14 protein-coding genes are annotated in these 15,388 nt (G+C 53.8%); all 14 read left to right on the top strand.

From position 1 onward, the window contains the following. The first annotated feature begins 113 nt into the window (after positions 1 to 113). The 14 genes from PHT49_08975 to PHT49_08910 all read left to right on the top strand — a co-directional run bounded on the left by PHT49_08975 (position 114) and on the right by PHT49_08910 (position 15,340). Positions 114 to 1,040, top strand: a complete 927-nt coding sequence (locus PHT49_08975; protein MDD5452011.1) for a CdaR family protein — start codon at positions 114 to 116, stop codon at positions 1,038 to 1,040. Positions 1,041 to 1,052: 12 nt separating this feature from the next. Beyond that, the gene (gene glmM, locus PHT49_08970; protein ID MDD5452010.1) at positions 1,053 to 2,402 is read left to right on the top strand and encodes a phosphoglucosamine mutase; all 1,350 of its coding nucleotides are present in this window, start codon (positions 1,053 to 1,055) and stop codon (positions 2,400 to 2,402) included. Positions 2,403 to 2,416: 14 nt separating this feature from the next. Further along, a complete protein-coding gene (locus PHT49_08965; GenBank protein MDD5452009.1) occupies positions 2,417 to 3,184 on the top strand; it encodes a type III pantothenate kinase in 768 nt (255 codons plus the stop codon). After that, positions 3,168 to 4,091: an LD-carboxypeptidase gene (locus PHT49_08960; GenBank protein ID MDD5452008.1), complete on the top strand. Its 924-nt coding sequence runs from the start codon at positions 3,168 to 3,170 to the stop codon at positions 4,089 to 4,091. Before PHT49_08965 ends, PHT49_08960 begins: the two co-directional genes overlap by 17 nt. 19 nt (positions 4,092 to 4,110) lie before the next feature. Continuing rightward, positions 4,111 to 5,205: a serine hydrolase gene (locus PHT49_08955; GenBank protein ID MDD5452007.1), complete on the top strand. Its 1,095-nt coding sequence runs from the start codon at positions 4,111 to 4,113 to the stop codon at positions 5,203 to 5,205. A gap of 91 nt (positions 5,206 to 5,296) precedes the next feature. Beyond that, the gene (locus PHT49_08950; protein MDD5452006.1) at positions 5,297 to 6,739 is read left to right on the top strand and encodes an ATP-binding protein; all 1,443 of its coding nucleotides are present in this window, start codon (positions 5,297 to 5,299) and stop codon (positions 6,737 to 6,739) included. A 247-nt stretch (positions 6,740 to 6,986) separates the two neighbouring features. After that, entirely contained in the window at positions 6,987 to 7,430 is a 444-nt protein-coding gene (locus tag PHT49_08945) for a hypothetical protein (protein ID MDD5452005.1), read from the top strand. Between the two features lie 227 nt (positions 7,431 to 7,657). Beyond that, a complete protein-coding gene (locus PHT49_08940) occupies positions 7,658 to 8,851 on the top strand; it encodes an SIR2 family protein (protein MDD5452004.1) in 1,194 nt (397 codons plus the stop codon). Further along, the gene (locus PHT49_08935; protein MDD5452003.1) at positions 8,848 to 10,566 is read left to right on the top strand and encodes a DUF87 domain-containing protein; all 1,719 of its coding nucleotides are present in this window, start codon (positions 8,848 to 8,850) and stop codon (positions 10,564 to 10,566) included. Before PHT49_08940 ends, PHT49_08935 begins: the two co-directional genes overlap by 4 nt. A gap of 86 nt (positions 10,567 to 10,652) precedes the next feature. Then, positions 10,653 to 11,051, top strand: a complete 399-nt coding sequence (locus PHT49_08930; protein MDD5452002.1) for a hypothetical protein — start codon at positions 10,653 to 10,655, stop codon at positions 11,049 to 11,051. Positions 11,052 to 11,089: 38 nt separating this feature from the next. After that, positions 11,090 to 11,269 (top strand): hypothetical protein, encoded by a 180-nt coding sequence (locus PHT49_08925; protein ID MDD5452001.1) that lies wholly within the window; start codon positions 11,090 to 11,092, stop codon positions 11,267 to 11,269. Positions 11,270 to 11,652: 383 nt separating this feature from the next. Beyond that, complete coding sequence (locus PHT49_08920) at positions 11,653 to 11,982, top strand: Fic/DOC family N-terminal domain-containing protein (GenBank protein ID MDD5452000.1); 330 nt, start codon at positions 11,653 to 11,655, stop codon at positions 11,980 to 11,982. Continuing rightward, positions 11,979 to 13,349 (top strand): helix-turn-helix domain-containing protein, encoded by a 1,371-nt coding sequence (locus PHT49_08915; protein ID MDD5451999.1) that lies wholly within the window; start codon positions 11,979 to 11,981, stop codon positions 13,347 to 13,349. The genes PHT49_08920 and PHT49_08915 overlap by 4 nt, the downstream gene beginning before the upstream one ends. Before the next feature lie 266 nt (positions 13,350 to 13,615). Continuing rightward, positions 13,616 to 15,340: a hypothetical protein gene (locus tag PHT49_08910; GenBank protein ID MDD5451998.1), complete on the top strand. Its 1,725-nt coding sequence runs from the start codon at positions 13,616 to 13,618 to the stop codon at positions 15,338 to 15,340. The last annotated feature ends 48 nt before the right edge of the window (positions 15,341 to 15,388 follow it).

Raw genomic sequence — 15,388 nt, 5'->3', positions numbered from 1 at the left:
GCAGAGTGCGCAGAGAACGCAGAGAGAATATAAATTTTAAAAATATTGTGTTTTCATACTCTGCGATCTCCGCGTTCTCAGCGGTGAATAGAATGTGGTGAACGGTTACAAAAATGAAGGCCGGCAAGACACAGAGATTCTGGAGAAAGAATATCGGGCTTAAGCTCTTAGCCCTGGCGTTTGCCCTATTTTTATGGTTCTTTGTGGTGGGGGAGGAAAAGGCCGAGGTAAGTCTTAGTGTCCCCCTGGAATTGGTTAACATGCCCGATGATCTGGTTATCAGCAATGAGTTTAACGGCGCGATAGATGTGCGTGTCTATGGGCCGCGTAGTCTGGTGCGTGAACTGGTCACCCGGCGTCTTAGCCATGTGGTGGATTTGGCTAAGGCCACACCGGGGAAGATGACATTACATATTACTCCCGAAGGTATCCGTCTCCCGGGGGAGGTCCAGGTAACACGTATTCATCCTTCTCAGGTGAACCTGGTACTGGAGCCGCTGGCCCGGCGGGAAGCGCCGGTTGAGGCCGTGTTAAAAGGCGCAATAGCCGCTGATTATGAGCTAAAGGGCGTGGAACTTAAACCGGCTAAGGTAGTTTTGTCCGGTGCGGTCAGAGAAGTGGCTAAGGTAAAAAAGGTCTTGACCCGGCCCATTGATATTTCAGGACTTAGTGTAAGCACGAAGGCTGTAGCAGGTCTTGACCTGCAGAGGTATCACCTGAGGGTGGTGGGTGAACCGCAGGTGACTGCCTATATACAGGTTGAAGAAAAGATTATACGGAAAAGCCTGGTTATACCTGTGGAGGGTGCGGGTGCGGCCTATGGGTATAAGATTGACCCCCGTAACATAGAAGTATCAATGCAGGGACCGGTGAGTGTGCTGCGAAATGCGGCCCGGAAACAGGATATTCGGGCTGTGGTGCAATTGGGGGGACTCGGTCCCGGCACGTATGTGAGGCGGCCTGTTATTAACGCCCCGTCAGGTGTAGAGATAGAGAAGGTTAAGCCGAAATCGGCCAGGGTAATTATTTTGAAGAAGTAACAGGGTTGATATATGCGTAAACTTTTTGGTACGGACGGCGTGCGCGGTGTGGCCAATATCTATCCCATGACCACGGAAATAGCCATGCAATTGGGGCGCGGCGCAGCCTATGTATTTAAGGACAAAAACCGGCGACACCGCATAGTTATTGGAAAGGACACGCGGCTTTCGGGTTACATGATTGAGAATGCCATTGCCTCCGGTATCTGTTCCATGGGGGTGGATGTGCTCCTGGTCGGTCCGCTCCCGACACCCGGCATAGCCTTTCTTACCAAGAATATGCGCGCTGACGCCGGGGTCGTTATCTCGGCCTCTCATAATCCCTTTCAGGACAACGGAATAAAATTTTTTGCCGGCAGCGGTTTTAAGCTTCCAGATGCCACAGAACAAAAGATCGAAGACCTTATTTTTTCCAAGGAAATTGACTCCCTGAGGCCTACGGCAGATGAGGTGGGAAAGGCATACCGCATCGATGACGCCACCGGGCGTTATATCGTTTTTCTCAAGAACACGTTTCCCTCTGCTTATAGCCTGGATGGCCTGCGGATCGTGCTGGATTGCGCCCATGGCGCGGCGTATAAAGTGGCTCCGATCGTCTTTGGCGAGCTTGGCGCCGCCCTGACTCTGCTCGGAGTCAACCCGGATGGGACGAATATCAACCGTGGTTGCGGGGCCCTCGACACAAAGTTGGTGCAAAATAGCGTCCGTGAACAGGGCGCTCACATGGGGATCGCCCTCGACGGGGACGCAGACCGCGTTATCTTTGTGGATGAGAAAGGGAATAAGGTTGACGGAGACCATATCATGGCCATCTGCGCCTCTATGATGGCCGGGGAGAAAAAACTACGCAAAAAGACCCTGGTTACCACGGTCATGAGCAACATGGGGCTTGAGGTGTGCATGAGGAATATGGGGGGCAACCTTGTCCGCACCCAGGTCGGTGACCGTTATGTGGTGGAAGAGATGGTCAGGGGCGGATATAACTTTGGAGGAGAGCAATCCGGACATCTGATCTTTCTCGATCACATTACTACCGGCGACGGCATATTGGCGGCGCTGCAGCTCCTCGCGATCATCTGTAAGACCGGCCGTCCCCTTTCCGAGTTGGCGAAGATCATGGAATCATATCCCCAGAAGCTGATAAATATGCGGGTGAGTGTGAAAAAAGATCTGGACGAGATTAACGGCTTCAAGAAAAAGCTGGCCGCGGCAGAGCGTGAGCTTGGGGGCCGGGGCCGGGTTCTGGTGCGTTTCTCCGGCACAGAGCCGTTAGTCCGCGTGATGGTGGAAGGGGAAAGAGAAGATCAGATCGAGGCCCTGGCACAGGATCTGGCTTTATTTCTGGAAAAGGCCTTGAAATAAGAAAGGGATGCCCTGTGCTCCTGGCGATAGATATAGGCAATACAAATATCGTATTCGGCCTCTTTAAAGGAGACCGTCTCCTTAGAGACTGGCGGTTGCGTACAGACCCGAAGGTGACCGCCGACGGGCTTTTTGTCAGCTTTTCCTGCCTTATATCCCGTGAAAACATAGCCATTCCTGAGATTCGCGGTGCGGCCATTTCCTGTGTGGTCCCTTCCATGCTTTATGCGGTCGAGACCTTTTGTCAGGAATACCTGAAAGTCAAGCCGCTGGTGGTTGGGCCGGGGATTGCGTCCCCAATAAAGATCTGTATAGATAACCCGGCAGAATTAGGGGCTGACCGCCTGGTCAATGCCGTAGCGGCCTTTGCCCGGTATCCGGGGGGCGTGATTGTCGTGGATTTCGGCACCGCCACCACATTTGATTATGTCTCGGGACGCGGGGAGTACCTGGGCGGGGCCATCGCGCCCGGTGTGCTTATTTCCTGTGAAGCCCTCTTTGCCAAGGCCGCCAGGCTGCCCCGTGCCGCTATATTTGCCAGACCCCGGTCGGTTATGGCCAGAGATACGGTAGCGGCCATGAATGCCGGTATTGTCTATGGTTTTGCAGATATGGCCGATGGTATCGTTACCCGCATGAAAAAGGATATTAAAAGCCCGGTTAAGGTAATGGCCACAGGAGGGCTGGCTTCTCTAATCGCCTCTGAATCCAGGACCATAAAGGTAGTCGAACCCCATCTTACCCTGGAAGGGCTGCGCCTCATCTATGAGCAGAACGTCTAGATATTCTGAAATAATCAGACCCAGGAGATTGAGCAAAGGCGACCGGATCGCCCTGGTGGCTACCGGCAGCCCCTTTGAGAGAGAGGATTTTGATAGGGGCGTACAGGTTCTGGTCTCCCTGGGTTTTGAAGTCAAGCATCATCCCCTGTTATTCGAACGAAACGGTTATCTGGCCGGTTCTGATGAAGATCGGGCCCGCCTTTTAACCGGGGCGCTTACAGATGACGAGGTTCAGGCCGTGCTCTGTGTGCGCGGCGGCTATGGTACGCTGCGGATGTTGAGTCATATAGATGCCTCGCTATTTAAGACCCATCCCAAGATCATCCTGGGTTTTAGCGATGTCACCGCCCTCCTGAACTTTGCCTTTGACTCCGGCGGCCTGGTTACGTTTCACGGGCCGATGCTGACCGGGCTGCCCGGTCTTTCTGATGATGGGCTGCGCCGCTTCCTGGACCTCCTTACCAGAGAATCGCCTCTGATTATAGCGCCTTCGCGCCGGGAGATTATCCAGAAGGGCCGGGCGCAGGGCCGGCTTATGGGAGGAAATCTTACTACCCTGGTTCACCTGCTAGGCACGCCTTACGAGCCTTCCTGGGAGGGCCGCATCCTTTTTGTGGAAGAATGCGGGGAAAAACTCTATCGCATTGATCGCCTTTTTACCCAGCTTAAACTCGCCGGGAGGCTTTCGAAGCTGGCCGGATTGGTCCTGGGGCAATTCACAGAGGGAGTCGGGCAGGAAGAGGTGTGGGAATTTGCCCATCAGAACCTGCGGGACCTGGATATCCCGATTGTTGCGGGCTTCCCCTTTGGGCACGGTAAGGAAAATATGGCCGTGCCTATCGGCGCCATGTTCAGGTTGGATGGATACGAAGGGGCGCTGGAATTGACCGAACCTTGCATACAATAGGCCTGCATTAACAGCTAACATGCCTGTTTTTTCAAAAGTTGACACCCTTATGCATCGGGCCGTAGAGGAAGGCGTTTTTCCGGGCGCCGTGCTCCTTATAGCGGCTGAGGACAAGGTCTTATCCCATCGCGCCTACGGACATGCCTCCCTTATTCCGTCCAGACAATTAATGACGACAGATACGCTGTTTGACCTGGCCTCGCTTACCAAACCCCTGGCCACCACTATGGCGATTATGACCCTGGTGGCCAATGGTGAGCTGAAGATCGATCAAGAAATAGGGGATATTCTGGGTCTTGGCCGGGATAACCCCAAGGAGGGGATTACCTTGAGACAGCTTCTCTCCCACTCCTCGGGTATGCCTGCCTATCAACCTTATTTTGAGCGGTTAAGGACTTATCCTCCGGGGGAACGAAAGAAGATATTACGCGGGTGGCTCCTGGATGAAACCCTGGCTGCTGTCCCCGGGGAAGCGGCCCTTTACAGCGACCTGGGGTTCATGCTGCTCGAATGGATAATTGAAAAGGCCTCCGGCCAGGGATTGGATGAGTTTGTCTTGGCCAGGATTTACCGGCCGCTGGGCCTGTTTTTTACCGGATTCCGGCCCCTTAACAGCCGCGGTTTACCTGAACCCGGGATGATAGCGGCCACCGAGGAGTGCCCCTGGCGCAAAAAGGTCTTGTGCGGCGAGGTGCATGACGACAACGCCTATGCCGTGGGCGGGGTGTGCGGTCATGCCGGACTCTTCGGCACGGCGGGGGAGTTATATGGCCTGCTGAAGATGATATTAAAGGCCTATCGGGGAGAAATAGAGGCGGGAATCTTCAGCCGCGAACTAATGTCGATTTTCCTGGCGCGGCAGGGGTCGCCCCCTGGAACCACCTGGGCGCTCGGCTTTGATACCCCATCCGAAGAGGGTTCGAGCGCCGGCCGGTATTTTTCCCGAAAAACCGTCGGCCACCTCGGGTTTACCGGTGTATCTTTCTGGATAGACCTGGAGAGAGAAATAATCATTCTCCTGCTTACCAACCGTATTCACCCCAGCCGGACCAATGAAAAAATAAAGGCCTTCCGGCCGCTCATCCATGATGCTATAATGGAAAACTTGATTTAAGGATCAAACGGGAGATCGCGGCAGTGAGGTTCTACGAGATTCCGGCGGAGGCGGTACAACAGGCGGCGATTCGTGAAGGAGGCTTTTCCTGATGACGGAGCACCGGAAGACAATCTTTGTCAGCAGCGTCCGGAAGGAACTCCAGGCAGAGCGATGGGCCATCAAGGAATTCGTGGGGAATGACCCCTTGCTCCGACGTTTCTTTGAGGTCTTTCTGTTCGAGGACTTGCCCGCACAGGACCGTAGGGCCGATGAAGTCTATCTGGAAGAAGTCGGACGGTGCGATATCTATCTGGGTCTGTTCGGCAACGAATACGGATTCGAAAGCATTGACGGCGTTTCCCCGACCGAACTCGAATTCGACGAGGCAACCGCCAAAGGCAAGCCGCGTCTCATTTTCGTCAAGGGAGCAGACGACAAGGCACGGCATCCGAAGGCATTGCAATTGATCCGTAAAGCCCGCAGCCAGCTCATCCGCCGCCGTTTTGCGGGTATCCCCGATCTGACGGCTTCCCTGTACGCCTCTCTCGTAGAGCACATGGAACACTCCGGCGATCTGAGAAGGCTGCCCTTCGATGCTTCCGCTTGCGAGCGGGCGACGATGGACGATCTGTGCCGGGAGAAGATCAAGGCGTTTCTTGCTGTGGCAAGGCGGGAACGAAACTATCCTCTGCTGGCGAATGCCGGCCGCGAAAAGGTGCTTGCCCACCTCAATCTCGTGGATGAGGGCAGACCAAACCACGCGGCCGTCCTTCTGTTCAGCAAGGAGCCCCAACGGTTTCTGATTACGTCGGAAGTGAAGTGTCTTCATTTCCATGGCACCCAGGTTCGCAAGCCCATTCCGTCCTACCAAATATATAAGGGCACTGTATTTGAGTTGGTGGATCAGGCTTTGGACTTCGTGCTTTCCAAGATCAATCGGCGCATCGGCACCCGTGAACACAGCGTTCAAGCCCCTGTGGACTACGAACTGCCGCTGGAGGCGGTAAGGGAAGCCATCGTCAATGCCGTGGCCCATCGGGACTACACAAGCAACGCCAGCGTGCAGGTCATGCTCTTCGCCGACAGGTTGGAGGTATGGAACCCCGGCGAGTTGCCGCCGCCGCTCACCCCGGCGCTGCTTCGGCAACCTCATGCTTCCATCCCGCGCAATCCACTCATAGCTGAGCCTTTATACCTGGCCCGCTACATCGAAAAGGCGGGAAGCGGCACTCTTGATATGATCGAGCGCTGCAGGGACATTAGCCTTCCAGAACCGGACTTCGAGCAACGGGCCGGGCAGTGGGTGGTGACTCTGTGGCGGGACTGGCTGACGGCGCAGGTGATGACCGGGCTCGGCTTGAGCGACCGGCAGACAAAGGCTGTAACTTATGTGAAAGTACATGGGCGCATCACGAACTCAGAGTATCAGGTACTGGCAGGCATTATCCGGAAAACGGCTGCGCGCGATCTCGATGATCTTGTGGCAAAAGATGTTCTGAAACGCGTAGGTTCGAAGCGGGGCGTGCATTATGTCTTGGCGAGAAAGAAATGAGCCATTAATGGGACATATGAGACATCAAGAAAAAGTGGATTGCTTGCGGTGCAATATGAGACATTTATGGGACAATTGGGACATCGCCATGGTTTGGTAAATATAGATGCATAGGCTCACAAAGGGCTCAAAGGGCCTACGACAAGAGCGGTCGAATCAGCCTTGTGGGCGAAGCTGGCCACCAGCATCCAGAAGAAGGGAAATCGGACACAAACCGGAAAGAAACAGGCGCAAAAAGCGAGTACAGATGAAGAGTGAAACGGAATCACGGAAGGATGATCTCGTTAATCGCATAGGCGAGCTGGCCAGGGACGCACAAAAGCTTGCTCGTGTTGCTGTACAGCAATATTCGGCTGAAGTTGAGGCCATCCTGAAGGCGCAAGACCGTGATGCAAGGCGTATCGAAAGATGCCTTGACGGCATGCTCGATTTCTGTTTCGATGAGGGCATGCTGGTACTATACAAGAAGCTTTGCCGCCACTACTTTGATATTGACCCGGAGGCAACGGTTTCATACGTCCACGCCTATCGCGAGATGTGGGACGAACAAAAACCCGACAAAGGCCCACTGGATGGCGAAACCAGACAAAGGGGGCATGTAATACCCGATGACAAAAAGGGACATAAAGGGGACAAAGGGATCATAAATGGCTTAAATGCTTTTTACCAAGAAAGATATTCTAATGAATGACCGTAGATTGACAGAAGACTTCCTGTCTGCTTGCCGAAGCCTTGACGCAGGCGAGGCGATCCAGGCGACCTGCGCCGATTTCTCAGTCGCGCCAAGCCATGGCGCGGCACAGGTAGGTGGCGGGGCGCGCGTACAGATGGGTTGTCTACGAGGCACTCAATTTGCCAAATTCGTGAACGGCGAGATCGAGTTGCCTGCGATATATGACCAAGGCGTGGAGGTGTTACATGGCTAAGAAACGGGAAGCCCAAGCGTCAGCGGAAACCTCGGTTATCGAAGCAGAGGATGTCATGTCGGCTTTGAAGGCACCCCAGTTTTATGAACTAGTCGAAGAGTTCGTGAAACTCTTATCTCAAAGCAGGCGAGCTTTCTTGATTGGCGCAGGGTGCAGCAAGTGCGCGGGCTTGCCGCTGATGGAAGAACTAACACAGGAGGTTCTCACGGCGATCCCTTCGACGGACAAAGCCCATCAGATACTTCAAGAGCTTATTCAGCAATTTCAGGGAGCACAGGGTTGTACTATCGAGGACTACATGAGCGAGCTTGTAGATTTTATCTCCATTGCGACGAGAAGAGCGTTTCGATTTTCTACTAAGGCGAACGTCACCATCGAGGCTACATCCTATTCAGCCAAGGAATTGGAGGAGGCCTTGGCTGCCATAAAGCAGCAGATCGAACAAGCGATTGTTAAGAGGCAGGTAGACATCCAGCACCATCGCAGCTTCGTGAAGGCAATCCACGGTAGGCTTCAATCGGGCAAATCCGGGGCGGTTCAGCCGGTGGATTATTTCACCCTCAACTATGACACGCTCGTTGAAGATGCGTTGTCGCTAGAGAGAATTCCGATAGCGGACGGCTTCAATGGTGGCGTAACGGGCTGGTGGAGCACCGATGCGTATGACGAACGCGGCGTTCATGCGCGAGTTTTCAAAGTGCATGGTTCGATTGATTGGTGCCTGATCGAAGACGATGTGCTTCCGTCACGAATACGCCCGAGCCTGAAGGATGATAAGCAGCGAGAGCCGGTTCTAATCTGGCCAGCGGCGACAAAATACCGCGAAACACAACGAGACCCCTATGCGCAGATCATTGGCAGGTTACGGACCACGCTGCGGCCTGGCCCCAGCAACGAGGTCGTGCTTGCCATCATTGGCTATTCATTTGGCGATTCCCACATCAATTATGAACTTAATCGAGCGCTGCACGAGTCTGACGGACGAGTATCGTTCGTCATTTTTACCAGTGACGACACACCAACCGGGATCTTGAAAGACTGGCTAGACGATTCATCGGTAAAAGAGCACGTGCGTATTCACGCGAACAAGGGTTTCTTCCATGCAGATACACGGACCGAATCTGAGACACCCTTACCATGGTGGCGGTTCGAGCTACTCGTTCGATTGTTGGGAGGCGAGCGATGAGCAAGACTCGCCAACAACCCGGTGACCCGATTGAAAACCTATCCATAGGGACAATTATCGAAGTCGATGGGACCCATATTGTCGCCGAGCTCGATGCTCAGATATCCGAGCTGTCACGGGTCTACGGTGGGGTCATCTACCCCATTGGACAATTTGGCTCGATCATTAGGATTCACTACGGCAGAACGCTCATCTATGGATATGTGAGTCGCCTTCGCATGAAGGCTGAATATCAAAGAGAGAAGGGAATCGTGTCGGAGACCAGCTCTACGGCTCGTGTAGTTGAAGCAGACCTTTTCGGTGAAGGCGAGTGGGTACACGAAGGGGATGGAACTCACCAGGGCTGGAGACTGCGGTTCGAGCGCGGCGTATCGACGTTCCCATTGCCCCAACAGAAGGTCTACCTCACGCCAAAGACAGAGTTGAAATACGTATTCGGCGAAGGCGAGGGTGTACCAATCGAAATCGGCGAGCACGTGGGATCAGGCGGGACCCCTGCATACGCAAACATGAATGAGTTGCTGGGAAAGCATACAGCAATTCTCGGTTCAACAGGTGCGGGCAAGTCGGGAGCGGTTGCCTCTATCCTTCATGCGATTACAGCGCGAGGAAGTGACAAGAACTACGTACGCTGGAACCCCAGGATCGTGATCCTCGACCCACATAATGAATACGGAGATGCCTTTCCAGGGCACAAACGGCTTTCAACGGACGAGAGAACACTATCCTTGCCTTATTGGCTTTTAAATTTCCAGGAGACAATCAGCCTTCTAATTGGGAAAACCGAATTCGTTGCTACTTCGCAAGCGAACATTGTCAAGACTGCGCTTCTAACTGTTCGCCAAGAGGGGGCAACGGCAATTGGCGTGGACGCAAAAGAGATTACTGTTGATTCCCCAGTTCCCTATTCCCTAGACAAGTTTAAACAATTGGTGGAAGCTGACAGGCCGACACAGGCGAGTAAGCAGGATTCGCACAATTCCATTCTTCAAAAGTTAGAGGTGTTACGCCGCGATGCGCGTTTGCGCTTCATGATGAACGACTGGAACGGAAGCACGGATGAGTTTGCTTCGATCGTGCACCAATTTCTTGGCGGTGGTGAGGCGATACGAATTGTGGATCTATCAGGAGTTCCCAACGAGGTTGCGGGCGCGGCGAGCTCGGCGATCGCCAGAACACTTTTCTCGATTAAAGTGTGGCAGACCGTGAAAGAAAGGGAGCGGTCACCTATGCTTGTTGTATGTGAAGAGGCCCATCGCTATGTCCCGAACAGAGGCGAGGCTCAATATGAGGCCGCCCAGGACGCTATCCGAAGGCTCGCAAAGGAAGGTCGAAAATACGGTATCGGCCTAATGCTTGTATCACAACGGCCGAATGAAGTTGAGGCGACAGTTTTGTCTCAATGTAACTCATGGATCATTATGCGAATTACGAACGACGCCGACCGTGAACACGTGCGGGCGATTCTCCCAGACTCGCTATCCGGGTTGACTAAGATCCTTTCTGGTCTTCGTCGCCGAGAAGCGATTTTCGTTGGGCAAGCGACATTGCTCCCATCACGCATTCTGGTGAAACAATTGCAAAAAGATCAACTTCCCCGTTCGCACGACATTGATTTCGACAGGGGCTGGCAGAATGATCCCCTCCCTGATGAACTCTTGACGGAGATTGGAAACAGATGGCGAATTCAGCGGAGAGATCCGACAGGGCAATGAAGAAGGAGGATGGTTAACGGTCGTCCTGCCGGATGAAACCCAACTCGAGGTCACCACAGTGGGCTACCCAGACTTGGCGGACGAGTATGACCATGGCCTGGAGGTCGAGCACGATCTGCCTGCCGCGCCCGGCGCGGGGGCAGGGGAATAGAACGGATATTAGGCCCGACTTCATCCTCTGGATACGCAACAAAAACACGAAATCGGTCCGTGTCGTGTTTCTCGATCCCCACGGGCTTCACCATGAAGGGATCGTGGACAATGACCGCTTTGCGGCCATTGAGAAACTGCGGGTCATTGGTGCTAATAAGAAGTTCGGGACAAAGAGAATCGAATTGGACGGCTACATCCTTGCCCCGGCGGATACATCCCCGGACAAAATCCCTGGCGCCAAGGGAAAGACTTGGGAGGATTTGGAAAAAGATTATCCGCTTTTCCGACAGGAAGGATCTTATGTTGAAAAAATATTTTCCTCTATGCCATAAAAATGCAGACTGAAATTCAATAACGTAGGCGCCAGAAGTTGTCGGCGTGTTTCCTTGCATTCCCGGCCATCGAGAACCTGGCGGACAAGTCCGAGGGGGCCAAGGTCAGGATCAGGGTCGAGGGAACTTCGGCTGCCGGCTTCGATCCATCATGGCTGCGTAATGCCGTGGACGAACCGCTCGACGAGGCGGATATCGGGGGGATACCTGAGGGATAGGAGAATCTGTTAAGGTAATTATATAATGATGAGCTGTGAGGAGATGAGCAAAGAGATTCGTGATAAATACATTATGCCGGGAGCAGCTATTTTGCGGTCATTTCTGATATGTACAAGGAACTGGATAACAGTTAAAGAGGCTACGAAACACACGAAAGGCACGAAACGAGAGATGATGACCTTGCGTCTTTTTTCTGAAAAATTGAAGCTCCCCGCAGCAAGCTGCGGGGAATCTCCGTATGTAAGGTAAAAAGCATAGTATTCGCTCGCTAACCCCGCCGCAAGCAGCGGGGAATGCGCTCGCTATGCATGTTCAAATACCGTTCAGCCCTTATCTCGGCAGCGGTGATGGGCAAGATCGACGTGCGCGAGGAGGTTATTTCATGAAACCCTTTACACCGGACAGCCTGCCCCTCGACCGTGTTGACTGGGCCGCCCATGTTTCCCTGATCGGACAGGCGAACGCCGCCCTGGCCAGGTATGACGGCATGCTCCAAGGGGTGGTCAACCCGGCAGTGCTGCTTTCGCCTTTGACCACCCAAGAGGCCATGCTTTCTTCCCGCATCGAGGGCACCCAAGCCGGTATGGAAGAGGTGCTGGAATATGAGGCTGCGCTCAAGAAACTCGTCGCCAACTGGCGGGCGCTCATCGATCAACGGCTGGCCGCGACGGAGAGTAGTCTTTTCGGCAAAGCTATGAGGAATCCGGCGTGAAGCAAAAAAGCTTTGAAAAGATAGCGATTCCTACTGAGGGAGAAGCGGTTGAACTTAAGGAATCCGTGGGGGAGTGGAAAGAAATCGTCAAAACCTGCGCAGCCTTTGCGACGGCACATGGCGGCCGTATCTTTATCGGAGTCGCGGATAATGGCCAGCCAGTCGGTGTTCAGATCGGCAAAGGGACACTGGAGGACCTCACCAACAAGATAGTCCAAAACACCAATCCGAAGACCGTCCCGGCTGTTGCTATAATCCAAAGAAAAGGTAAGATTGTCATTACGCTCGATGTGCCGGAAAACCCTGCGAAGCCGGTATATGCCTTCGATAAACCATTGCGTCGTTCCGGCAGGACGAACCAGACACTCTCGCCAGCCGAGGCGGCCGACCTTTATTTCGCTACACGTGGAATTACTTGGGATGAGACGATATTGGACGAGGCATCCCTCCAGGACATCAATGTTGAAAAAGTACGGAGTTTTTTGGGGCGGGCAAGAAATGAACGGCGACTGAATGCAGGCGCCGATACGCCTGCCGATCAAGTACTGCGTCAACTGAATCTGATTCGGGACAAGAAAACCACTATTGCGGCAATTTTGCTCTTCGGAAAAGAGCCGGAGCGGTTGATGCCCCAGTCTGCCTTACGGTGCGCGCGTTTCAAGGGCGACGATACGGTTCATTTCCTCGACATGAAGGTTATAGAAGGATCCGTTATCGATCAGGTCGAAGAGGCGATGGCGTTTGTTCGGCGCAACACAAGCATGGCGGTAAAGATCGAGGGAAAACCGGAACGGACCGAGCAATGGGAATATCCGCTGGACGCGGTCCGCGAGGCGATCACCAATGCGGTGTGCCACCGCGACTATGCCGATTCCGGAAATGTCCAGGTACGGATTTTCGATCACGGTCTTGAGGTATGGAATCCCGGAACGTTGCCGGCGGGGCTTACCGTGGACGATCTGCGCCGGAACCATGAGTCCAAGCCGCGAAACAAGTTGATTGCCCGTATGTTCTTCCTGATCCGTTACATCGAGCAGTTTGGAACCGGGACCGGCCGAATGATTGAAGAATGCCGGATGGCAGGCATCCCGGAGCCCGAGTTTGAGTCGCGCGGCGGGAGTTTCAGGGTTGTCTTTCGGAAGACTATTCCTGTGGAACGGCGATTCGCGGAAGCGGGACTGAACGAGCGGCAGTTGAAAGCGCTCAGCCTCATCGCGGAGAGAGGTCAGATCACACTATCGGAGTTTGCTCAGCTTATGAAGATGCCCAAGCGCACGCTACAACGTGACATCCAGGGCTTACTGAAGAAAGGGCTATTGGTCAAACGCGGCACCGGAAAAACCACTCGGTATGAGCCGAATAAATGACTGAAAGCAGCGACAGAATGGCGCGATTGGCGCGATAATGGCGCGATTGGCGCGATAATGGCACAATTGCTAATCCACAAGTGATTCGGACCAGTTTGCCCGAATCTGGCCCGATTCGGGGTCCAAATGGCCCGAAAGTGAGCCGGAACGTGCGCCGCTGGTGAGCCAAAACCCGGCGAAAATTAAGGGGAAAACGCATATCTGGGCTGAAACATGAGCTGCAATTGAGCTGAGGGATAGGGCGAACTGTTAAGGGTAATTATATAATGATGCGATGTGAGGAGATGAGCAAGGAGATTCGGGATAAGTGTATCATTCCGGGCAATCATGCCAGGAGTAAATATTTTGCGGCCATTTCTGAACTGGTGCAGTTAAGAAATACCGATCCGGATAACAGGGCCTTTTATCAGAAAGAGATCGACGGTATTTATTCCCTGGTCAGGGACGAAATCCTGACCTCGCAAGCCAGGCCCATATCGCCGGTCAAATTCGGCACCTCGGGCTGGCGCGGCATTATCGGGAAAGACCTGACGGTCAAGTCGGTAGGCCAGGTGACCCAGGCCATCTGTGATATGTACAAAGAGCTGGATAACGGTTCGGCGTTGGGTTCGAATCTGGGGGTGGGGAGCTATAAAGAGGCCAGGGAGCGGGGTTGTGTCCTGGGCCATGACAATCGATTTGGCGGCGAGATATTTGCGCAGGCCGTGGCGGAGGTATTGACTGCCCACGGCTTCCGGGTTCACTTTGCCGGTGAGTCCACCACCGGTGTCCTTTCCGCTGCGGTTATGGAGCTGGATGCGGCCTTTTCCTGCAACCTGACCCCGAGCCACAACCCCCTGGAGTATGGCGGCTTTAAGTTTAATGCGGCGGACGCCGGCCCGGCCGCGCCTGAGATAACAAAATTTATCCAGGAGAAGGCGCAAGAGATCATCGAGGGAGACCTGCCGGTAAAGAAAGTCGTTGACTCCTCTCTCATAACCCCGTTTAATGCCCTGGACGTCTGGAAGGGTCTGATTAGGAAAAACAAGGGTATCCACCACATTGATTATGACGCCATCATTGAAGAGTTTGGCCGGAGAGATGATGTTGTGGTAGCCGTGGACTGTGTCCACGGCGCCAGCCGCATACACATCAGAGACCTTTTGGGCGGGGCTTCAACTGACCGATTAATCATTCTCCGCGGAGAGGATGACCCCACGTTTGGTGGCGTGGCCCCGGAGCCGTCCGGCAAAAACATGCGGTTGGTAAATGAAGCGCTTAAGGCCCGCAAGGAGAGGTTAAGGCTTGGGGTTATCATGGACCCGGATGCAGACCGTATCCGGTTTACCGACGGCAGGGTAGAGATAGAGATGAATCAATTCGGGGCCCTGGCTTACCATTATCTGCACGAGGTCAAAGGCATTAAGGGCCTGGTGGCGAAGACCGTGGCTACCAGCAATTTTGCCAATGCCATAGCCGCTCAATTAGGCGAGGAGGTCTTTGAGCCCAGGGTCGGGTTTAAGGAATTTAAGCCGGTTATAGATCGGGCCGTGGTCTGTTTTGAGGAGAGCGACGGTATTACCATAAAGGGGCATACCCCGGAAAAGGACGCCTATATAGGGCTTATCCTGGCCCTGGCCATGACCCTTCATCTCAATCAGAATCTGGGCCGGTATCTGGCCGAGGTGCAAGATAGGTTCGGCCATTTCTATGCCGCCCGGGATGCCGTGGTCGTGTCACAGCGGGGGGAAGAACTATCGACCACCCTGAGTGCCTTATCCCGGTATGTAACCGGCACGAGATTAAAGGTCGGTGCGGCAGAAAAGGTGGTGCGGCAGGTCCTGACGGTTGACGGCCACAAGATGGTTTTTGAAGAAGGGAGTTGGCTTTTAATCCGGCCTTCCGGTACGGAACCCAAGATCAGATTCTATGTGGAGGCCCGTACTGAAGAAGGTAAAAAAGACCTGTTCGATACGGCCAGGGGGCTGTTAAGGGAGATCGGATTGATTTAAGCTCTCGGCTATCAGCATGAAGCCGGTTCACCGTTTACTGTTGACCGT

Source organism: Desulfovibrionales bacterium (genome assembly GCA_028715605.1).
Classification (GTDB): Bacteria; Desulfobacterota; QYQD01; order QYQD01; family QYQD01; genus QYQD01.
The sequence above is the reverse complement of the archived record's forward strand: the minus strand, read 5'-3'. Positions and strand labels throughout refer to the sequence as shown.